This window comes from Enterobacter sp. SLBN-59, assembly GCF_024807915.1.
Taxonomy (GTDB): domain Bacteria; phylum Pseudomonadota; class Gammaproteobacteria; order Enterobacterales; family Enterobacteriaceae; genus Enterobacter; species Enterobacter asburiae_B.
Genome location: NZ_JANUFI010000002.1, coordinates 42,857 through 62,708 on the forward strand (window position 1 = coordinate 42,857; position 19,852 = coordinate 62,708).

Below are 19,852 nucleotides of genomic sequence, written 5' to 3' on the forward strand. Positions count from 1 at the left end.
CGCAAAGGAGTTATCATGAATATTCAGGATAAAATTATTTTAAGTGAACGCCCCGGTAAGCTTTCATTGATACGTGAAGGAATGTTTTTGCGATGTTATGAGGAGTCTTTGTTTGTGCTGTTGCGGGATGAATACCGGTGATGCCTCTAATTGGTTGAATCTGCTATACAGTGCGGTTCTCTCATGGCCAGCGTTAACGCCCGTTGTCAGTCTGCTCTGGTTTACCGCCATGATCAGAACCCTAAAGGCTATGACAGATTTCGCTGCCGTGACTGCCATCGCGTGTTTCAGCTCACTTACGCTTGTGGAGCCCGTAAGCCGGGCGTTAAAGAGCAAATCACCGAAACTGGGGCAGTTATGACCGGGAGGTGCCGAAGGATAAACATCTGACCGGCAAAATATTCACCCAGCGCATTGAGCGTAATAACCTGACGCTCTGCACCCGCATTAAGCGTCTGGCTCGTAACATGATCTGCTTCTCGCACCCGGTTGAGCTCCACGAAAAAGTCATCGGCGCGTTTATCGAAAAATACATGTTCTACTGATTGGAAATCATTACCATTTCTATCTCATATTTTACATGATGGATTTTTAATAATCTAATGGTAAAATATAAAAATTGAACTTAAAAAGCAGCCAGCTCCTGATAGGAAAATAAATATGTTGGTACGTAATTGAACCGCCCCGGTTTTCCGGGAGAGTATTTTGGTTGGGAACTCAGGCTGCCAGATCCTTATTCCCGATGGAAGCATAATATGCCTGTTCGGCTTCTGCCGGTGGGATATGCCCCAGCCTTTCCAGCAACCGGCGATTGTTGTACCAGTCCACCCACGCCAGCGTCGCCAGCTCAACCTCTGCACGGCTTTTCCCGCTTTGCCTGTGTATCACCTCCGCTTTGTACAGGCCGTTGATGCTTTCGGCCATCGCGTTATCATAAGAGTCACCCGTGCTTCCCGTTGAAGCCAGAAGCTCCGCCTCCTGCAACCGCTGTGTGTATGCCAGCGACACGTACTGTGAACCTTTGTCGCTGTGATGGATGGTGCCTGATGGCCGGCGGGCCCACAGCGCCTGCTCCAGCGCATCCAGCACGAACGTGGTTTCCATCGATGACGACACCCGCCAGCCCACGATGGCTCCGGCGAACACGTCGATGATGAACGCCACATACGCGAAGCCCTGCCAGGTACTCACGTATGTGAAGTCTGCTACCCAAAGCTGATTGGGACGCTCTGCCACGAACTGACGGTTGACCCGGTCGCCTGCCGCAGCTTCTTTCCGGCTGACGGTGGTCCGGACCTTTTTGCCCCGGCGCACCCCGGCAAGCCCCATGGTTTTCATCAGTCGCGCGATGGTGCATCGGGCCACGCTGAAGCCCTCCCGCAGCAGCTGGCGCCAGACCTTGCGAACACTATAGACGCTGTGGTTTTCGTCGTACACGCGCTGTATCTCCTGCTTCAGTTGTTCATCACGCTGGTCGCGATGGCTGCGTCTGTCAGGATGCAGCTGATATCCACGGTGGCGGTAGTATGAAGACGGGGCGATATCCAGCTCATGGCATACCGGTCCGACCCCGTATTCATCGCTCAGGGTATCCACCAGGAGGGCTATTTTTTCCAGAGGCGGTCGAACTCCGCCTTCGCAAAATAAGCTGAGGCCTGTCGCAGGATATCATTGCTGCGCCGTAGCTCGCGGTTCTCCCGCTCCAGCTCTTTCAGACGCTGACGCTCAGTGGTGGTGAGGCCACCATCACCGCCACCGGCATCACGTTCATACTGACGCAGCCAGATACGCAGGGTCTCCGGCGTACAGCCGATTTTAGGGGCGATGGAACTGATGGCCGCCCACTGCGAGTCATAGTCATTCTGGCTTTCAATAACCATACGAACGGCCCGCTGACGAATCTCAGGGGAAAAGCGAGTATTTTTAGTCATCCTGTTTACCTCTCTCAAGGAGATTAGTCTCCAGGATTCCCGGGGCGGTTCAGACAGTAAGGTTTCGTCACTCTTGGAAAGCAGTAAACGATACCTCTGGCATGGCAATGTTGCCACTGCACTGGAGCACATTGATGATTGCGTTATGTACTGCGATGACCCTGAACTCAACTATGCAAACCTGAAATCCCTGCAAAAACATCTGGATGAAATGTATACCTACATCCGGAATAATAAGATGATGCTCCCAAACTACGGCGAAATGCGCCGGTATGGGGAGCCGGTATCAACCGCGTTTGTGGAATCCACGATCAATGAAGTGATCGCCAGACGAATGGCCAAAAAGCAGCAGATGCAGTGGAGCAGAAAAGGGGCTCATTATTTGTTACAGACCCGGACCGCCGTTTTGAATAACGAACTGCAGGATAAATTTGCCAGCTGGTACCCCGGTTTCACGATAGATGAACAGAGCGGCGGGAAGTTATCGGCGATGGCAGCATAGTTCACGACTGCCCCATGGTTTTTCATGCTCTCCTATAACAGATGCCCCGGGCTACAGTTTCTGCATATTGCTAAGGCGGTCAGTAACCCCATAAATTATGTAACATAATTGTGATTATCTTCGCTTATTTGTGATTCTGGAGTGAAAATATCGTTTTTCTATGTTTTATTTTCTCTGACATTAAATGGAGATATTTATGGAAGATGTCAGCGTTTTGAATGAAACGATTTTCAGTGCATCAACGGAAAATGAACTGCAGGAACGATTTAAAGATATATACCAAAGTATTAATAATGAGAGTGAATATGATGATTCAGGTTCAGTCTCATTTTTGCCACTTTCAAGGCTGAACTCCCGTTCTGAACGGGCAGAAGCAAAGGACATCATTTCTGTTGTGATTGAAAGCGGATGTTTTACCAGTGGCCCCTATATCGGAGAAGTAGAAGAAATATTAAGAATATTTTATGGTGTTCATACCTGTATGATCGCCCATGCCGATCACATTGATTGATTCAGGATAAAATATTGCATAAAATCAGACTGGGATGATTTATTTTGCTGTTTGGCAGGCTGCTGTGATGTGAGCAACTGGCCTCTCAGATACTTCGGTTAAGGATTTAAGGGATGAAAACCTGGCTTAATTTCAGAATATTTTCACGTTTGTCGATTTTCTTCCTCGGGGTTATTGCCGGCCCTGTGAATGCGGCGATGTATGTATATCCTATGGAAGCTTCATTGGGTGAAAACGGCGCATCTCAAATCAGAGTGATATCCCAGGATAATGATGTTCAGTTTGTAATGGTTAAGTTAAAGAAAATAGTGAATCCCGGAACAAATAAAGAGAATGAAATCGATTCCGATATGTCTGACGCCACTCAGCTTATCGTTACGCCTCAAAAAATAGCGCTTGCCGCAGGTGGTGAGCGGGTTGTCAGGCTTGTATCTGTTAATCCTCCGCAAAAAGAAACTACGTGGAGAGTGTATTTCGAAGGCGTCAATGAGGCTGCTTACAATTTCACACCCGCCCGGGAAGGAAATGCGCCTGCTGATGCGCAGGTCGGAGTGAATATTATCTGGGGGGTGCTTGTTCATGTGGCACCACAGAAAGCAGTTGCCAGCATGGAGTACAGCCCTGCCTCAGGAAAAGTGATAAACACGGGAACTGTTCGCATCCCCGTAAAAGAGATAGGAACGTGTCGTTCAGCCAGCGACTGCACGTGGGAAAAAAAGGAACTGACGCTTTATCCTGACAGCGAACTCGCTATCACTGGCGTGACCTTTAAACCCGGAAACCTGTACAAAATAAAGTATTTTAACTGGATTAAAAATACGGAAGAAGTAACGGAATTGCCTGCTTCACAGAGACGATAAAAAACGCCACCGAAATCAGCTGGACCAATACTAACCAGCGTAGTATTCAGCGTCAGGTCGTGCTGCCGGGCGTACCGGGCGTGTCACTCTGCATTCCTGCCCCCATACAACTCATCACGCCAGCCTTTAATCTGGCTGATAAGGCTGCGGGCCGCTACACCGGTAAGTTAACTATTATTTACACACCGTCGACGCAGAGTAACGTGTCCAACTAGCTGAAGCGATCTGCTTTATGTGCTCCCAGGCACGTACTGACTCACTGGCTTTGCAGCGATCGGTGCATTTCAGGCAGTAGAAAAGGTGGAAGATGCCGCCATGTTCCTTTTCACCGGGCTGGCGATGATAACCTCAATGCCTGCAATCGGGATGTTAGCCGGTGCTGCACTGGTAAGCGACGGCATCAATGGTCTTTCACAGGAAATCATTAAGTGGGTTGAGTGCCAACCGTACGAAAACGTACGGTAAGCGAAAAATGAACGTCTGAAAAACGATTAGTAGACAATACTGTCCGTTAAATGCTATTTTTCGATTAAAAAGACACCATATTGAGGGCGTTTTACTAAGTCCATTATGTTTTTATTTATCAGAAAGTTACATCACTAACGTACGTTTTCGTTCCATTGGACTTCAGACCCCTTTTACCCCTGACAGGATGCAGAGTTCTGTGGCTGTGCGGATATCGTCTTTAGTCGTGGTGGGTGAGCGTAGGTTAACTGTGTCGCTGAGCAGGGCACCAAGAAGCAATGTGCCATGGGCTGGGAGTATCGAACGCCGCATTTCAGCATCCATCAGCAGCCAGAGTACTGTTGTGCTGCTGCCTACCGGTTTTATCCAGACCTCCGGCGGCAGTTGCGTGACCAGCCCGCCCAGCCGGTGATGGTCGATAATCCCGATAATATTGCTCTGAAGAATGTCAACAGGCCCCTGTGCCGGTTCGGTAAAATCGACCAGCCATACCGGTTCACCTTTCAGGGGAATATCAAGCAGGGGAGGCAAGTTGAGCCCGGCAGCTTCAAATATATAGCGTGTCTCAGGATTCACTTCACCGGTCCTCCACGCACGGGCTGGATGGTCACACCAATTGAGCCAGTCCGCCGTTACTACTGCGGTGCAGACCGCGTCGCTGTCAGGGTTAAGGTGTCCAAAAACATTAATCAACAATGTATCCCCGTAAAGGGAAGTACACAGGCCGGAAGGATTTATCGACGGCCTGACATACCTCCTGAAAATCAAGAGTCATATCAGGCGTCATCAGCCCCGGACGGGGCGGTTGGGAAAGGTGGAACGCCATCACCTTGCAGACAGTATAAGTCAGAAAATAAACTGTCATCCTGATAAGTTCCTGCGTCAAAGGCTTCTGATTATGAATAGCGATTTCCCCCAGCCCTCGTTAATGACTAAAAAAGGAGCTTAATTTACTTGTGGCGATTATATCTGGAGGAGTAACCGGATACCGGATTCCGGTAAGTTTCGTCGGCTGAGACCAGCTAAAATCGAAAGGTCAAAAAACAACCTTAACGTACAATAATTTTCGATATCCAAACTGACCCCTATATCGGGAACATCCCGATCAGATGAACAGCCGACTGGTGGAACTGGATGACAAACATCATTGCTGAAGGACAGCCCCCGGGCTGGTGAGTTTATGAGAAATATGGAAAAAACGGGGCACCTGGCATGGTGTGCTCTTATCGCCCTGCTGACAGCCAGGGAAGATGGCCTGGTGGAGTCTGAGTCGCAGGAAAACCTGTTTATCACCCGGTGGTTTGCGCAGGTGAAAAAACAGCGCCGTTTTTCACGTGACGTGGCCACCGATGTTGACTGGATTCTCAACCAGGGCCGGACGCTCGGCGTTCGTGCGCGACTGCGCCATAAGCTGGATTATCTCTGGCGTAGCTGTACCGGTGAACTGTCCGAGCAGAACGATCTTTTTCGCCTGACCTACGCGCTGGAGCTGGCGAAGCAGTATGACTGGGTGTATCACGTCCTCAGCGACAGCGAATGGAGCGGCCGGCGTCAGATTCAGCCATCGGCGTCGGTAAACAGCATCTGTCTGCTGAAAAGCGCGCTGGATATCGGTTTTAATGATGACGGGACGCAGGTTATGCCGGTCCCGGCCAGAATTGGTGGACGCGCCGAGGGGCTGAATGCACTCCTGAAAAGCTGTGGCTGGGAGGCCGTCAGCAACGACGACCACTGGAAACTGGTGACCATCAGCGCTGGATGAGCAGTAAAGAACGGGTCGCCAGCAGCCAACCCGGTAGTGTCAGTGGGTGATACGCTGCAGATCTTCTTCAGTCAGACCTGTCATGCCCATCACTGTATTGCGGTCGATACCGCTCTGCAGCATCGTGCGGGCAATTTTCAGGGTAGCTTCGCGCTCACCTTTCTCGATGCCGCGCTGTTCGCCAAGCTGGATACCTTCCTGGCGCCCTTCTTCACGGGCCTTCTGTTCCAGTCGTTGTGCAATAGTCATTAAAATCTCCTCGTGTTGCGGTGACCGGCGGGCCAGTTCCTGCAGGAATGCCTCGGGTCTGGCCGTGTCCCCCGTCTGCAGCATCCAGTTCATTAAAGTGACCAGCTGCTCATCGGTAGTGTAACCCGCAATCAGCAGGGTGACCAGATGCTCGGTCAGCTCGGCCAGGTCGCGGGTTTGTGCGTGCTTCAGCATCAGTTCCAGCAGAGCCATCCGGCGGTGCTTCATGATTTCATCGTCATCGATGGCGCCGACGTCGATGAGGGGAAAATCACCGGTATACAGTTTTCGTGCTGTTCCCGGGCTGGCAAACAGCTCTGTCCAGTTCAGCGTCCAGGGCCAGGGGCTACCACGACCGTGGGAAAACAACAGCAGAATAACCAGCGGTAGCTGCTCATGACCGGCGTCCAGGTGTTTCTGCATGGCGGCACGCCATATGCCTGTCGGGACTACTCTGGTGCTCAATGAGCGTATAAATGTATCCCTCGCCCTCAGTGGTCTTCAGGGAGTACAGCACGTCGGCAAAATAGGTTCGCAGGTTTTCCTCAATAAAGGAGCCAGACTCCAGCTGCAGGGTGGTCAGGTCGCACAGCTGCAGCAGTTCTGCGGGCAGATGCAGAGCAAGAAAATCCCGGGCGGTATCCGTGTGGGTCAGGAAGGTTTTAAACAGCCCGTCATGGGGAACCGGTGACTTTCCGCCCTTTCTATTTCTGCCTGACATTCCGCGTCTCCGTTGGTTTAAGTGTGCTCATCCGGCAGTATTATACCGGAGCTGAGTTCCTGGTACCTTCTGTTTCGCCGGGGACTGTTCCGGGGTGGTTCGGTCCCCTACTCTTTAGCGTTGTTGCAGACGCGGACAACAGTCATTTTGGATACGCCAGCCAGGCGGGCGGTTTCACGCAGTGATTTTCCGTTGACCAGGCGCAGAGTGCGTATCAATTCATGTTTCTGCGCATCAGCTATCCTGCCCCGATATTTTCCCTCTGCTTTTGCCTTGATTATACCTTCAGCCTGGCGTCGTCGTCGGTCCTCGTAGTCTTTTCTGGCGATAGCGGCAAGCATATCCAGCATCATGCCATTTACAGCCTTCAGCATGCTGCGGGTAAAGTCATCACTTACTGTACTGGATAACGCCAGGTGGCTGGTCGGTAGATCAAGACTGACGATGGCCAGCTGCTTGTCGGTGATTTGCTTTCTGAGTGTCTCCCAGCCTGCATCATCCAGGCGAGTAAGCCTGTCGACCTGTTCAATGAGAATCACATCACCAGGTTCCGCATCACCAAGAAGCCTGATCAGTTCAGGACGGTTCATTGTCGTACCGGAGACATTGTCGATATACCAGCCAGCAATACGATGGCCATGTTGGTTTGCAAATGCCTTTAGTGCATTTTTTGCCCAGCTGGCATCCTGCTCTGAAGTGGATGCCCGGAGGTAACCAAAAACGAACATTTTGTGCCCTTCTGGTAACGTTTAAGTGGTATTATTTATGATGGTATCATTTATATGGTCACAATAAAATTTGTCAGTGTCTTTTGTAATGGTACGCTTAAAGTATACCCAAATGTGACAGGCTGACGCGCCCACCGGGCTTGTCCAACCCTTCGCCTGCTCAGATGCAAGCTCTGAACAGACTCACGGTTTGCGCGGTGGGTCAACAAAATTAAATACGATCACCGGAAATACTTTCTGGACACTTTTTCCGATGGTGCCGAAATGTCCAGGATGAATAGCATATAGAGTGGAGTATCGATTGAACTGGGTAGAATGATCTGAATGTCTAATGAGGCAGGGAATTAAACGAAGGGGTGGTTACAGGCGTAAAAAAACCGACTGGTGAGGTCGGTTTTTTACTATCAGTCTGGGTTGGTGACTCAGGCCGTTACGAGAAACTTTCAATCTAACGGCTCTATGTTATTACCTTAAGGGTAATTTCGCAAGCGGTAGGCTGGTACTTCGGTTTAGGGACTGTATAATCAGCCCGTTAGCTCTTGACTGATTATCTCCGACTGGCTTGCGTACGCGCATGAACAATTTCAAGTCCTGGCCTGATGTACGAGTGGTGTCGTTATCGGGTGCTCAGGCCGGGGTGGGAAACTTTCAATCTAACACACTGAAGAAACCGGTGTGACAGGCAAGTGTAAGAGTAAGCGCCGGTTGTCTCGCCTCCCTGAAGGGAGAGAACGGATGATTAACCTGTTAATCATTGTTCTGCGTGCTGTAGTCGCGCTGTCAAACGCGTTGATTGCTGTACTGGAGCTGATCCGCCAGTTCATCGACTGATGAACCCGGAAACGTAACTAAGGCCGGAGGGTAACCACTCCTAGTTTGGCCCCTATATTTCCATACACTTTTTATCACTTAACCCATTACTGGTTCGCCGCCGCAGATATTCCCGTGGCGAACGATACCCCAGTGCACTATGCGGATGCTTTCGGCATGATGCTGATGTAATCGCGCTTCATCGTTTTGACGAGGCTCTCTGCCATCCCGTTGCTTTCCGGGCTACGTACCGCCGTATGTTTAGGCTCCAGTCCTACCATTCTGGCGAACTGACGCGTCTGATAAGAACGGTAGGCTGAACCGTTGTCTGTCAGCCACTCAACGGGTGATGTCGGCAGGCTGTTACCGAAGCGACGCTCCACGGCACCCAGCATGACGTCCTGCACGGTTTCACTGTCATATCCACCAGTACTGGCCGCCCAGTGAAGTGCCTCGCGATCGCAACAGTCCAGCGCGAACGTGACCCGCAGTTTTTCACCGTTATCACAGCTGAACTCGAAGCCGTCAGAGCACCACCGCTGGTTACTTTCTCCAACGGCCACTTTCCCTGTATGCGCCCGCTTCGATGGTGGTATTTCCGGTTTACGCTCAAGCAGCAGCGCATTCTGACGCATGATGCGGTATACGCGTTTGGCATTGATCACCGCCATGTCGTCAGTTTCTGATTGTCTGCGCAGCAGTGCCCACACCCGACGATAACCATAGGTGGGCAGATCGCCGATAACGGTATGGATACGAGCCAGCGCGTCGGTATCATCAGGCTTGCGCTTGCACCGACGATCCTGCCAGTCCTTCGACCGACGGGCCATGGCATGCAGTTGCGCACGTGAGACACGGAGGCAACGACTGACAAGGCTTATTCGCCATCCTCCGGTAACAAGGGCACGTGCGCTATCCACTTTTTTTGTCGGCCATATTCAACGGCTTCTTTTAGCAGCTCGTTTTCCATGGTTTTCTTGCCCAACAGGCGCTGCAGCTCTTTAATTTGCTTCATCGCAGATGCCAGCTCCGACGCGGGCACAACCTGTTCTCCTGCGGCAACGGCTGTGAGGCTGCCTTCCTGATACTGCTTACGCCACAGGAACAGCTGACTGGCAGCAACGCCATGCTGACGGGCGACCAGCGACACGGTCATTCCGGGCTCAAAACTCAGCTGAACAATGGCGATTTTTTCCTGAACACTTCGCCGTCTGCGCTTCTCTGGACCTAAAACGTCAATCATCCGGACTCCAACGACTAGTCTAAAAACTAGTATTAAGACTATCACTAACTTAAGTGATACCAACTGTCTGGAGATTCATGGGGCCAGTCTAGTAACTCACCATTTGGTACTTACTTTTCAACAGTCCGCTGAGACTGCATCTGGAACAAAGGCCTGTTCTCGTCTATGGTCTGATAAACTATGGACTGGTAAATTCTGTCATATACCGGATGGATCAACCCGAGGTAGTGCTTAAGCACTTGTCCGCGATTACTGATATCGATACTGTTATCAATACGCCCCTCTCCTATTAAAGCTGAAGCAAAAAGGGTTTTATTGCTTTCATGATGTTGTTCAATAATGTACTCAATAGTGTGGTTGTTAAAACCATCAGCGAGACCTATATGGATAACGAAATAGTCAAATAAACGGAAGCGTAGTCCGTCATCTGGAGTACAGCTTATGGTGTGATACAGATTTGCTTTCGATAAAGTGATCCCCTGAGTCAGCATGTTGCTGTATTGCTGCCATTGCTTAAGTAAAGATTCACGTTTGTTAGCAATGTATTTAGCTTTTTCACTCAATATCCATATATCCATCGTGCGCTCCTTGTGTATGGATTTACTATATTCCCTGCACTTTTCGTTCCACATTTAACTGGATTTTTTTGACAGCGTGACACTTTTCTCCAGGAACCACTAATGCAGGGAAGCCTGCAACGATTTTCGCCATTCCTTCAGTCTTGGCAGAGGGGGGTAGCCATAACGTTTTGGCTTAGAGTTATCCCGATAAGATACCCCCGTCAGCTGAACGGCCAAGCAGAGCCGGGCGGCGTCTTTGATAACGCGTGGATGCATGCAGAACTCCAGCAGGAAAAGAAGTGACCCGTGACGGCAGCCTGAAGAGGGCCGGCGGGATGGCTGGCGCAGATTTTAGGCATCCCGCCGGGAGGGACAACCGGAAACCGTGTGCTTTAAAAGACGGCAGGCAGTGAAAGGTGCAAAAAGGGGAATAAGCGGGCTGGTTTATTGTCGGCAGATACCTTCCAGACCCGCCTGAATACCGGGTCTGCTGTGGTCACCCGAGTCAGGGGCAGCCCGCTGACGCGTTCCCTGTCGGGGATATGACGGGATCACAACCCGAAGCGGTGCTTTATACCGGCGGTGCCCGCGGCGGTCATAACCTGAGACCTGACTTCCCGCCGCAGTATTGTCAGCGCCAGTGATAAAGTCGCTGAACACCTCCCAGCGGCGCAGGCTGCGGGCGATATCCCTGAACACGCTGATAAACTGGCGGCGGGATTCCCCGATGGTCATCATCCGGTGCGGTATCGGCTGCGCATTCACGGTGGGCAATACGGGTTTAGCGGGTGTTAAGGGGGCGGCTTCTCTCGCCTGATCAAAGAAGCTGGCAATTCAGGGAAAGTTAAAAAAGTCGCATTGGTCGCTTGTATGAGGAAATTACTAACGATTCTGAATGCAATGCTCAGAAAGGAGGAAGAATGGGATCCTAAATACCATCCGGTCAATTCATAAAATCTGTTCCATACGCTTCAATGCAGGAATATCTGTCAGGCCATATCGCTATCGATCTGACTGGTTAATGACGCCTCAAAATTATAATCCTTGAGTTATTATAACGTATGAATTATAATCCCTACTTACAAGGGGATTCACATGTACGAACTAATTTTCCACCCCGACGCTGAAAGCGAAATTTATGAACTCGAGCCTGTTATGCAGGCAAAAGCTCTTAAAGGACTTGAAAAGCTGGAAGCAAAAGGACCAGAGCTAAGGTATCCGGATACAGACATCATTGATGGTGGATTGTTCGAGTTACGAGTTGGCCGCAAAGATATAACCAGAACATTTTTTGCTTACGCCAAAGGACGCAGGATCTACATATTAAGGACGTTCATCAAGAAAACCCCTAAGACGCCAAAAGCTGAGATATCGCTTGCTAAGTCAAGATGGGAGGAGTTGAAAGATGGCAGTTAAAGGCATCAGATTTTCAGAAATTAAAGCGAAAGCGCTCGCAAACCCTGAAGTCAAAAAGGCTTACGAGGAAGAAACACAGGAAGAAGAGCTTCGCGCAGTTCTGGTCGAAATGAAATCCAAATCAGGGTTGACCAGCACAGAAATTGCTGCTCGCATGGGTGTCAGTCAGCCAGCAGTAAGTCGACTTGAGAGAAACGTATCAAATGCAAGCCTCTCAACTTTGCAGCGTTACGCAGCTGCATGCGGAATGCACATTAAATTGTCTCTGAGTTAACTTTTTCTCATGTCTATTTTGGCAAAATTTAGAATCGCAGACACGGGAGCTGGCAACCATAAAAAGCCATTCGATTTGCATGGCTAGTTTCGGTTGTGTACTATTCCGTCCCCCGGCCCTTTAGCTCAGTTGGTTAGAGCAGTCGGCTCATAGGTCGAGTCCGTCAAGGTGGTGTAAATTCAGTTACAGCCTTCCGGTCCGGTAACGGGCCTGTTATGCACTGAGTGGCAGCGCGTCGATTACTTCGGTTTCAGCGGGCTGGTCTATCTCCGCCATGCTGTGTTGCGGCATGGTAGCGGTTCTGCAGCGGCCATTCTTCGTTCTGCTCCGTCAGTACCGCACCCAGTAGCCGCATGATGCTCTCTTCGTTGGGGAAGGTATCCACCACGTCGGCACGACGCTTCACCTCTTTGTTCAGGCGCTCCAGCGTGTTGGTCGAGTGGATTTTCACCCGGTGCGCTTTCGGGAAGCCGAAGTATGCCAGCACGTCAGCCTCCGCTTCATCCATCATCACCGTGACCGCCGGGTTGCTCTTCTCCAGCTGGCCGGCAACTTCACGCCAGGTGGCATGGGCGCTTTTCTCGTCGGTCTGCACGAACACCTGCTGCAGTGCGGCACGGACCACCGACTGGTTCGCCCGGCTGACGCGGCTCAGCACATTGCGCATGAAGTGGACCCGGCAGCGTTGCCAGCTGGCACAGAACACCTGCTGTATCGCCGCCTTCAGGCCGCTGTGCGAGTCGGAGATAACCAGCTTCACGCCCTCCAGACCGCGCTCCTTCAGGCTCAGCAGGAAGGCCAGCCAGAACGCTTTGGCTTCAGACTCACCGATACCCATCCCGATAATCTCCCGCCGACCGTCCGAGCTGACCGCGCAGGCGATTATTACCGCCACGCTGAGCACCCGCCCGTTCTTGCGCACCTTCACGTAGGTCGCATCCAGCCACAGGTAGGGCCATTCCCCTTCCCGCGGCCGCTGCAGGAACGCCTGCTCGCGCTCATCGATACCGCGGCAGATGGAGGACACCTGGCTGCGGGAGATGCCGGTCATCCCCATCGACTGGACCAGCGCGTCAACCTTGCGGGTCGAGACGCCGTTTATCCATACCTCCTGGATAACCGCGTTGAGCGCCTTCTCCGACAGCCTGCGGGCCTCGAGAAAGGGCGGGAAGTAGGTGCCTTCACGCAGCTTCGGGATACGCAGATCCAGGGTACCGAGGCGGGTGTAGTACTGACGGTCACGGTAGCCGTTACGGTAGGTCTCCCGCTCATCACTGCGCTCATGAGGCTCTGCATTGATGCGCTGAGTGACGTCAGCTTCCATGATGCGGTTGAGCATAAACTCGGTGAGCTCACGCAGAAAATCCTCGCCGCCGAGTTGCATCAGGGTATTGCTGAATGTCATGCTGTTGTCAGCCATCGGTTGACTCCTTTTAAGATAATGTATTTGCAACCATTACCTTACCGGATAAGCCGATGGCTCTCACCATCCTTCCGAATTTACACCACGCCCTAAGACTCTACCTTTAAAGATTAAAAGCTAAAGGTTAAAGATCCTGACGACACACAACATAGATGCCGGACGTATCGTAGCTGTAGCCGACGCCGCCATTGCCCAGGTTGACGTAGTAGTAGTAGCCGGCACCGTTGTCGGCCGACGTCCAGTAGAGGCTGCCGAGGAACCCCGAGCCTGAATAGGCCCCTGCTGGACGTCCCCACTCAGCCCACAACGAACCAACACCTCTTGTTGAACCAACAGAAGTTAAGTCCGCTACTGTTGGCAGGCCACCGCGGAAAGAGCAATATTCATCAGCTGTACCCCAGTTCATGGTGTTGTTCCTGTTATTCACAAACCACTTACTGACGGTAAAGGTATAGGTCAGAGGTGCTCCGCCCGCCTTCGGTGTGGCAGTAATCGTCACTGTTTTGGTTCCGCTTGTTGCCGTCCCGGTAAAGGATACGTTACCACTGGCATCCACGCTCACCCACCCCTGGTCAGCACTCCAGTTGTAATTACTGTTATTCGATGCACTCCCGCTCAGCAGCACCTGGAATTTAGCCCCGGTAAAGCCTGTAGTCGGGAAGTGACTGCTAGCAGCAAATGTTGCACCGTTAACGGCAAGCGTGGTGGATTCCGGTACCGGCTCGGGTGATGGCGACGTCAGGGTGACCTTCGCCGCGGCCACGCCGAAGGCGCTGCCGCCCACGGTGGCCGTCACGCTGGTCTCGCCCGCCGCGGTCCCGGTCAGGTCCGCCGTGTAGGTGCCGTTACCGTTGTCGGTCACGTCCCCCACCCTGGTCCCCGCCAGGCTGCTGGCAAAGGTCACCGTCTGACCGCTCACCGCGTTGTCGTGCGCGTCCTTCAGGGTCAGGGTGACCGCTGACACATCGGTACCGTTCGCCGTGATGGTGTCCGGGGTCGCTGTCAGCGACGACCTTCCGCTGTCCGGGGTATCCGCCACGAAGGTGGTGTCCACGGTCTGGCTGCTGTCCCCGATGGTCGCGGAGACCGTCGTCACGCCCGCCTTCAGGCTGGTCAGGCTCACCTCCGCCACCCCGTCAGCCCCGGTCACCCCGGACGCCGACGACAGCACTGCCTCGCTCCCGGCCGTGAACTGCACCGTCATCCCCGCCACCGGGTTATGCGCCGCGTCCGTCACCTTTGCCTGCACGGCGTTGGCATCCGTTCCGTTCGCCGCCGCGTTGTCCCGCGTCACCGTCAGGTCGCCCCGGGCAATGGCCGCCTCCGGCTCCCGGACCGTTATCGTCGTCGTCCGGCGCGCCGAGACGTTACCCTGCCCGTCACGGGCCACCGCGCTGATGCGGTACACGTTGCTTTCCGCCCCGCGTGCCGCCGCCTGGTACGGCGGGTAGGTTATCTGCAGGCTGTTTTTATTCACCTCGCTCACCCGGCCGCCCGCGGCCAGCACTTCGCCGTACTCCCAGTCAATCCCGCTCACCCCGTAACGTGACGTCACCGTCGCGGTCAGCGTGTCCGTACTCCCCGCCTTACCCGCCAGGGTCTCCGGCAGCGACAGGCGGATAAGCGTCTGCTTTTTGTACTCCAGCACAATGTTGTTGTTGCGCTCCACCAGGTCATAGCGGCCCGACGCCAGCGTCCGGCTCAGCCCCACCGCAGCCGGGTTGACCTGGTCTGCCCACGGCGTGCCCGGACGCCAGCTGAAGCCCACGCTGAACCGCGCGTCGCTGTGTCCGCCCTGGCCCTGCCGGTGCTCCGCCCCCAGGGTGACCAGCGGCACCGGGGTGTAGCTCACCCCCGCAGTGACGGCTTTCGGGTCCTTCTGACGCTCGTCCTTACCGAACAGCGCCACCTCGTTGCCGCGGTACTGCTCATACATCAGCTTCCCGCCCAGCTGCGGGTACGCCGGCAGCCAGCCCTCCATCCGCATGTCAAAACCGTCTGCCGGCCGCTCGTCATAGTCGGCCAGGTCACGGGACTGATGCCAGCCCGTTAATCCGCGGTAGCCGTTGGCGGAGAGCCGCAGGTAGTCGGTCCACGCCTCGGCACCCAGCCCGAGGCGGCGGTTGCGCCCGGTCAGGTCGTTGTCGAGGAAGGCGTTCACCCCGTACATCCAGCCACCCCGGAAGGTGCGCAATCCGGCCCCGAGGTTAACGGTGTGGCGGTCATCCCTGTGCCGGTACCCGAGCTGGGTGAACGCCAGCCAGTCAGGGGTGTCATACAGCGACACCAGGGCGTCAGCGGACGCCTCGCTGAGGGAGAATTTTTCGTCCGCTGCCAGACTGACCCGTGCGGAGCCGGCGCGGCTGAGCCACTTCTCTATCTCCGTCGAGGCAGCGCCGGTGGCCATGCTGCGGGCCATGCCGGCGGCGGCGCGGGTGGTGTCCCCGCCCTGCAGCATCTGTCCGGCGGTGGAGGCAGTGCCGGCCCAGAAGGCGGCAGGGTCATCCTGCGCGGCGGCAGTGGCCGGCTCACGCCCGGGACCGGCCTTCATCACGGGCACGTCAATCTCGTCCCCGGTAGCGAGCTGCTCAAAGGGCCTGCTGAAGGTGCGGAGCTGGTTGAGTTTTTTCAGCGCCGCCACGGTCAGGCCGTGGCGTGCGGCCACGGAGGAAACGCTCTCACCTTCCCCGAGAGTGTGGGGAGTGGTCCGCGGGGCGGTCAGCGTGTGGGCCGGCACGGTGCCTTTTGCCAGGGACGCCACCGGCACCAGTGTCCCGGTCAGTATCCCCGTCAACTGGGCCACCAGACAGAGTCTGGCGGCGGTTTTAATCAAGCCTGTATTCATTACATAGTGTCCGGCAGAGTATTTTACGGAGAATGTCAGCACCGGGAAGGACGCCCGTGCCACCAGGGTTTGAGGTATAAATCCCTTTAACGCATGAGGTTAATGGTAGGGGCGGGGGCAAAAGGTTCAATGAAAAGGTGTGTGTCCACAGGGACAGCGGACCTGACGCACAGGAAATTGAAACATTGGCTTTCTGGCTAACCGGGTGTGCAGGGGAAAACTGCCGCCGGTGTACCGGGCTGCGGGGGGGGCATCCCCCCCGGATCATGGACGACTGGGGGCAGTAATCATGCCGGGTCTGGCTGGCTAACCCCCCTGGTATAAGGGGTACGAATAAAGTAACGGGGGCAGAGCAGAACGAAGAATACTGCTGCAGAACAGCTACCTGCCTCAGCACAGCATGGCGGAGATAGACCAGAGCGTTGAAACAGAAGTGAACAAAGCGCTGTCACTCAGCGTATAACAGGCCCATTACCAGACCGGAAGGCAGTAACTGAGTTTACACCACCTTAATGAACTCAACCCACCAGGCGTCAGCGTTATCGTCATCTTGTTGATGTACCATCCCACCTGTGCCGGCCATTTTCAGTGACGATATCGTTCCTGTTCTGACCACCGAATGAGATGAGTTTGCTGATGAGTAAACGATGCGCTCTATTAATCGATAAATGTGATACACTACCTGGGTGCTGTGTGTCTCAAATTTTGCTCTAATGCCGTACTTGTGCGTATATACCGCTTTAGGTGTAACAGCCATGTGAGCAGCTATCTGATTAACATCAAAACCGGCCATCCATTTTTTCAGTAGAAACAATTCGTCCCTTTTCAGGGAAAGGATTGGTATATTAATGTCATTAAAATGTTGTCTTTTTCCTCTTAAGAATAATCGGTAGACAGCATCAAGAGATGCTATTTTAATTATTTTCGAGCATGCCAGTAAGTTGGTTTTTATGCGCAGACAGTTATTCCAGTGAATATTTTCATGGGTTATAAACACAATAAACAGCACTCCGGGGTTCTGAATAATTATATTTTTTATTTTCAGGCATTGCTCCTGGCTATGAACAAAAAAATCTTCATTAAGGAATACGACAGATGGCTGACTGCCTGCAAAAGGCAGTATTAGGTCATTCACATTGTCAATGGCATAAATCTCTTTTTCTTCCCATCCCCATGATGAAAGATAACCTGCCAGCCCCCGCCGGGTATAATTGCATGAATCCATTATTATTGCAGCCATGAGTTACTCTCTTTATAAAAACCAGTGGGGCACATTATTTCTTTAACGGTCATTTTGCTCGGGTGTAATAAGGCGAAAATGAATTTATGCAGGTCTGTTCCTCCTGCGGAAGAGAATTCAAAAATAACATCAAGCGATGGTATTAATGAGGCTTTCATTTTAATCGAGGGTGGGGCGGGTTGCTTAAAAATTAATGTCCTTTAGAAGACATTGTCGATCGAAAGAATGCGAGGAATTACTACCTAACCCGGCTCTAACCTTAAGATCCGACATAGCCAAAATCGGATCTGTGCGCCGGAAAACCGTCAAGGAATATCATAATTAATAAATACACATAAAATCATACTGGACGTGATATTTAACGTCTAGAAATTTCAAACTTTTTGAGGCCTCATAACACCAGGGGCTCAGAGGTGAAAAAACTGACCTTTCCTGTTTCGGGGACGAAATTCAGTGGTTGTTTATTGAGCTGACTGGCGGTTTTTTGCCCGGAACATCTGCCACCGGACGGATCTTCCCTGCATCAGCCCACAAACCGCATTCGCGCGATATCCCTGGCATTATCCACCAGGACCGCCAGTAGCACCGCCGCCAGTGCCCGACTGTATACCATCCGACCTCCGCACAGGATGCACCTGAACGGATCCACATTCAGCAGACCCTGACTCAGAGCCGCGAAGGTGATTTGTTTCACCGCCGGGCTTTCTTCCTGTCCCAGTGCTTTTTTCACTAACGGCAGCAACTTTCCCACCACACGGTTCGCCAGAAAGCCAAAATACTGTATCATCCTGAAATGCTTCTCCGGGATGTGCTGTATCAGCCGCAATATCATCTCCTGCTGATTTAACTCCAGCGTGTCGTAGTGCACCGTCCGGTGATCCAGGAAACGAAGGCTGATGCGACTGCCTCCGTCATAGTGTGCCAGCCTGGCACCCGCCACCGGCGGTTTCTTCAGATAACGGCCCAGATACTTTGCCGTCTGACGCGCATTTTTCGTCGGTTTCGCAAAATAGACGTGCCAGTAATCCTCTCCCTGCTCATTTTTCCCCAGGCTGAGTATCAGGCGTTTCCATTCATCATAATCACGGATGTGGGCCAGCGACGGTGGCAGGGACAGGGACCCCCAGGCCGACAGCAGGAACTGACGTACGTTCCATATCCACCGTTCCCTTACCTTCGGCAGCACGAACGACATCTTTTTCCAGTCCCCGTGCGGGTTTATTCCTCCCGTGGTCCACGACAGGTGCAGATGGCAGTTCCAGTTAAGCTGGCGACCGTAGGTGTGCAGGGCGCCGAAAATACCGATGGTGAGTCCGCGCTTCCCTGCGGCGTACAGCAGATTGTCGGCCGCCAGAGCAAACAGATAGCCCAGGAGCCAGCGGCGCATTGACTCAGCATTTTTGTTACCTAACGCGCACTGTTGCCTCACCAAAATTGTTACTTTGGTTGAGTGATAAATAATCAGCTAAAGGTGCACCTATGAGCAATGTATTGTTGCCTATGGATACCTGTCGCCAACTGCTGCGGGCGCTGAAAACACGTTATCAGGCAGCCAGTAAGGCAGAGAAAACAAGGATCCTCGAAGAGTTCATTCTGATCAGCGGGTACCATCGTAAATCAGCAATCCGGTTACTGAATGGGGCTGTCACTAACAGTAGCCAACAGAGTCGCTTAGCCACGGCTCGTTCGATTTATGGCGCAGCCTCTCAACAGGCTCTGATTGTCCTCTGGGAAGCTTCAGATCGCTTATGCGGCAAGCGGCTCAGAGCGTTACTGCCCCAGCTTATTCCGGCGATGGAGAAACATGGGCATATCAGTCTGAATCCGGCACTCCGCGAGCAACTACCATCATGTAGAACGTCATTTATTTGACGATCCAGCAAAATGTTATCAGCCGGTCTTTGATAATGTTATTAGGCGGTCTCTGTGAGTGGTAATACGCAATCGAGAGCATGAAAAATCCTGGATGACATAGCTCTTCATTGCTGGATAACGAGGATGGTTATGAAAGAATGCTGGTGATTTTAACCCCAGCCGGCGGCTTATTCGATGATTGCCCCAAGGTTTTCATGCTCTCCAATACGCATATCGCTGGATGATGAGTTGCGGATCTACAGTAATGAGCAGCAGATGGCATCACACCGCCTCTGTTCAGCATCATCTGGCTGGCAAACGGTGCCGGAACATCATGCCCCGCTCTGGCAGCAGGTCAGCATGGTGGAGCATCGCCCACTGAGTGCGTATGAGGAGTTGCTGTGATGCATACTTATACAGTACTTGTTTCGATGGTTCGGGGAAGGCACATAGCCACA

At 52.8% G+C, this 19,852-nt stretch carries 16 protein-coding genes, 8 pseudogenes, 1 riboswitch and 1 other annotated feature; of the genes and pseudogenes, 13 read left to right on the forward strand and 11 right to left on the reverse strand.

From position 1 onward, the window contains the following. The first annotated feature begins 15 nt into the window (after positions 1 to 15). Together M2422_RS22120 and M2422_RS22125 are read left to right on the forward strand one after the other, a co-directional pair. Entirely contained in the window at positions 16 to 141 is a 126-nt protein-coding gene (locus tag M2422_RS22120) for a hypothetical protein (RefSeq protein ID WP_259142759.1), read from the forward strand. A 42-nt stretch (positions 142 to 183) separates the two neighbouring features. Beyond that, a pseudogene (locus tag M2422_RS22125) lies at positions 184 to 545 on the forward strand (IS1 family transposase). Positions 546 to 717: 172 nt separating this feature from the next. Here the strand turns inward: M2422_RS22125 and M2422_RS22130 are convergent. Then, positions 718 to 1,931, reverse strand: a protein-coding gene (locus M2422_RS22130; RefSeq protein ID WP_404997319.1) for an IS3 family transposase whose coding sequence is annotated in 2 segments (ribosomal slippage) — positions 718 to 1,643 and positions 1,643 to 1,931 — 1,215 coding nt in all. Because the reading frame shifts where the segments join, the coding sequence is not laid out codon by codon here. After that, positions 1,534 to 1,650: a sequence feature (AL1L pseudoknot), on the reverse strand. Its footprint overlaps the gene before it by 117 nt. A 52-nt stretch (positions 1,932 to 1,983) precedes the next feature. Here M2422_RS22130 and M2422_RS22135 point away from each other — a divergent pair. The 4 genes and pseudogenes from M2422_RS22135 to M2422_RS22150 form a co-directional block, all read left to right on the forward strand. After that, a pseudogene (locus M2422_RS22135) lies at positions 1,984 to 2,433 on the forward strand (ISKra4 family transposase); the annotation flags it as partial. 196 nt (positions 2,434 to 2,629) lie between these two features. Further along, positions 2,630 to 2,944, forward strand: a complete 315-nt coding sequence (locus M2422_RS22140; protein ID WP_259142762.1) for a hypothetical protein — start codon at positions 2,630 to 2,632, stop codon at positions 2,942 to 2,944. A gap of 113 nt (positions 2,945 to 3,057) precedes the next feature. Next, a complete protein-coding gene (locus M2422_RS22145; RefSeq protein WP_259142764.1) occupies positions 3,058 to 3,804 on the forward strand; it encodes a fimbrial protein in 747 nt (248 codons plus the stop codon). 44 nt (positions 3,805 to 3,848) lie between these two features. Then, positions 3,849 to 4,019, forward strand: a complete 171-nt coding sequence (locus tag M2422_RS22150) for a CfaE/CblD family pilus tip adhesin (RefSeq protein WP_259142903.1) — start codon at positions 3,849 to 3,851, stop codon at positions 4,017 to 4,019. Positions 4,020 to 4,443: 424 nt separating this feature from the next. Here M2422_RS22150 and M2422_RS22155 read toward each other — a convergent pair. Then, positions 4,444 to 4,962 (reverse strand): annotated as a pseudogene (locus tag M2422_RS22155) (DHH family phosphoesterase); the annotation flags it as partial. A gap of 77 nt (positions 4,963 to 5,039) precedes the next feature. Further along, positions 5,040 to 5,108, reverse strand: a riboswitch (Fluoride riboswitch). A 341-nt stretch (positions 5,109 to 5,449) separates the two neighbouring features. Between M2422_RS22155 and M2422_RS22160 the strand changes: the two are divergent. Beyond that, the gene (locus tag M2422_RS22160; RefSeq protein WP_259142767.1) at positions 5,450 to 6,031 is read left to right on the forward strand and encodes a DUF2913 family protein; all 582 of its coding nucleotides are present in this window, start codon (positions 5,450 to 5,452) and stop codon (positions 6,029 to 6,031) included. Positions 6,032 to 6,070: 39 nt separating this feature from the next. Here M2422_RS22160 and M2422_RS22165 read toward each other — a convergent pair. Together M2422_RS22165 and M2422_RS22170 are read right to left on the reverse strand one after the other, a co-directional pair. Then, a pseudogene (locus M2422_RS22165) lies at positions 6,071 to 7,001 on the reverse strand (Rpn family recombination-promoting nuclease/putative transposase). A 107-nt stretch (positions 7,002 to 7,108) separates the two neighbouring features. Continuing rightward, positions 7,109 to 7,729 carry a recombinase family protein gene (locus M2422_RS22170; protein ID WP_259142769.1) on the reverse strand — a complete coding sequence of 207 codons (621 nt, stop codon included), beginning with the start codon at positions 7,727 to 7,729 and terminating at the stop codon, positions 7,109 to 7,111. A gap of 735 nt (positions 7,730 to 8,464) precedes the next feature. On the opposite strand from M2422_RS22170, the gene dqlB reads away from it, so the two are divergent. After that, a complete protein-coding gene (gene dqlB, locus M2422_RS23900; RefSeq protein WP_024169118.1) occupies positions 8,465 to 8,560 on the forward strand; it encodes a DinQ-like type I toxin DqlB in 96 nt (31 codons plus the stop codon). 52 nt (positions 8,561 to 8,612) lie between these two features. Here the strand turns inward: dqlB and M2422_RS22175 are convergent. From M2422_RS22175 to M2422_RS22185, 3 genes and pseudogenes are all read right to left on the reverse strand, one after another. Next, positions 8,613 to 9,782 (reverse strand): annotated as a pseudogene (locus M2422_RS22175) (IS3 family transposase). A 110-nt stretch (positions 9,783 to 9,892) separates the two neighbouring features. Beyond that, positions 9,893 to 10,360 (reverse strand): transcriptional regulator, encoded by a 468-nt coding sequence (locus M2422_RS22180; protein ID WP_259142772.1) that lies wholly within the window; start codon positions 10,358 to 10,360, stop codon positions 9,893 to 9,895. A 426-nt stretch (positions 10,361 to 10,786) separates the two neighbouring features. Then, positions 10,787 to 11,116 (reverse strand): hypothetical protein, encoded by a 330-nt coding sequence (locus tag M2422_RS22185; protein WP_259142774.1) that lies wholly within the window; start codon positions 11,114 to 11,116, stop codon positions 10,787 to 10,789. Between the two features lie 60 nt (positions 11,117 to 11,176). Between M2422_RS22185 and M2422_RS22190 the strand changes: the two are divergent. The 3 genes and pseudogenes from M2422_RS22190 to M2422_RS22200 all read left to right on the forward strand — a co-directional run. Then, positions 11,177 to 11,296 (forward strand): annotated as a pseudogene (locus M2422_RS22190) (IS110 family transposase); the annotation flags it as partial. A 141-nt stretch (positions 11,297 to 11,437) separates the two neighbouring features. Continuing rightward, entirely contained in the window at positions 11,438 to 11,758 is a 321-nt protein-coding gene (locus M2422_RS22195) for a type II toxin-antitoxin system RelE/ParE family toxin (protein WP_259142776.1), read from the forward strand. After that, entirely contained in the window at positions 11,748 to 12,032 is a 285-nt protein-coding gene (locus tag M2422_RS22200; RefSeq protein ID WP_259142778.1) for a helix-turn-helix transcriptional regulator, read from the forward strand. Before M2422_RS22195 ends, M2422_RS22200 begins: the two co-directional genes overlap by 11 nt. Before the next feature lie 213 nt (positions 12,033 to 12,245). Here M2422_RS22200 and M2422_RS22205 read toward each other — a convergent pair. The 4 genes and pseudogenes from M2422_RS22205 to M2422_RS22220 all read right to left on the reverse strand — a co-directional run bounded on the left by M2422_RS22205 (position 12,246) and on the right by M2422_RS22220 (position 18,927). Beyond that, positions 12,246 to 13,452, reverse strand: a pseudogene (locus tag M2422_RS22205) (IS256 family transposase). A gap of 127 nt (positions 13,453 to 13,579) precedes the next feature. Continuing rightward, positions 13,580 to 16,300 (reverse strand): inverse autotransporter beta domain-containing protein, encoded by a 2,721-nt coding sequence (locus tag M2422_RS22210; RefSeq protein WP_259142780.1) that lies wholly within the window; start codon positions 16,298 to 16,300, stop codon positions 13,580 to 13,582. Between the two features lie 499 nt (positions 16,301 to 16,799). Further along, on the reverse strand, positions 16,800 to 17,540 hold the full coding sequence (gene rcsA, locus M2422_RS22215) for a transcriptional regulator RcsA (protein ID WP_259142785.1): 741 nt from the start codon (positions 17,538 to 17,540) through the stop codon (positions 16,800 to 16,802). Positions 17,541 to 18,063: 523 nt separating this feature from the next. Then, positions 18,064 to 18,927, reverse strand: a complete 864-nt coding sequence (locus M2422_RS22220; RefSeq protein ID WP_259142787.1) for a transposase — start codon at positions 18,925 to 18,927, stop codon at positions 18,064 to 18,066. A gap of 92 nt (positions 18,928 to 19,019) precedes the next feature. Here M2422_RS22220 and M2422_RS22225 point away from each other — a divergent pair, with 92 nt between their 5' ends. Together M2422_RS22225 and M2422_RS22230 are read left to right on the forward strand one after the other, a co-directional pair. Beyond that, a complete protein-coding gene (locus tag M2422_RS22225; protein ID WP_259142790.1) occupies positions 19,020 to 19,412 on the forward strand; it encodes a hypothetical protein in 393 nt (130 codons plus the stop codon). A gap of 207 nt (positions 19,413 to 19,619) precedes the next feature. Further along, positions 19,620 to 19,799: pseudogene (locus M2422_RS22230) on the forward strand (IS21 family transposase); the annotation flags it as partial. Positions 19,800 to 19,852: the final 53 nt, after the last annotated feature.

Excerpts from the sequence above, each read along its gene's own strand:
- dqlB (WP_024169118.1), top strand. The coding sequence starts at position 8,465 with ATGATTAACCTGTTAATCATTGTTCTGCGTGCTGTAGTCGCGCTGTCA.
- M2422_RS22220 (WP_259142787.1), bottom strand. The coding sequence starts at position 18,927 with ATGCGCCGCTGGCTCCTGGGCTATCTGTTTGCTCTGGCGGCCGACAAT.
- M2422_RS22195 (WP_259142776.1), top strand. The coding sequence starts at position 11,438 with ATGTACGAACTAATTTTCCACCCCGACGCTGAAAGCGAAATTTATGAA.
- M2422_RS22180 (WP_259142772.1), bottom strand. The coding sequence starts at position 10,360 with ATGGATATATGGATATTGAGTGAAAAAGCTAAATACATTGCTAACAAA.
- M2422_RS22145 (WP_259142764.1), top strand. The coding sequence starts at position 3,058 with ATGAAAACCTGGCTTAATTTCAGAATATTTTCACGTTTGTCGATTTTC.
- M2422_RS22225 (WP_259142790.1), top strand. The coding sequence starts at position 19,020 with ATGAGCAATGTATTGTTGCCTATGGATACCTGTCGCCAACTGCTGCGG.
- M2422_RS22120 (WP_259142759.1), top strand. The coding sequence starts at position 16 with ATGAATATTCAGGATAAAATTATTTTAAGTGAACGCCCCGGTAAGCTT.
- M2422_RS22160 (WP_259142767.1), top strand. The coding sequence starts at position 5,450 with ATGAGAAATATGGAAAAAACGGGGCACCTGGCATGGTGTGCTCTTATC.
- M2422_RS22200 (WP_259142778.1), top strand. The coding sequence starts at position 11,748 with ATGGCAGTTAAAGGCATCAGATTTTCAGAAATTAAAGCGAAAGCGCTC.
- M2422_RS22170 (WP_259142769.1), bottom strand. The coding sequence starts at position 7,729 with ATGTTCGTTTTTGGTTACCTCCGGGCATCCACTTCAGAGCAGGATGCC.
- rcsA (WP_259142785.1), bottom strand. The coding sequence starts at position 17,540 with ATGGCTGCAATAATAATGGATTCATGCAATTATACCCGGCGGGGGCTG.
- M2422_RS22140 (WP_259142762.1), top strand. The coding sequence starts at position 2,630 with ATGGAAGATGTCAGCGTTTTGAATGAAACGATTTTCAGTGCATCAACG.
- M2422_RS22210 (WP_259142780.1), bottom strand. The coding sequence starts at position 16,300 with ATGAATACAGGCTTGATTAAAACCGCCGCCAGACTCTGTCTGGTGGCC.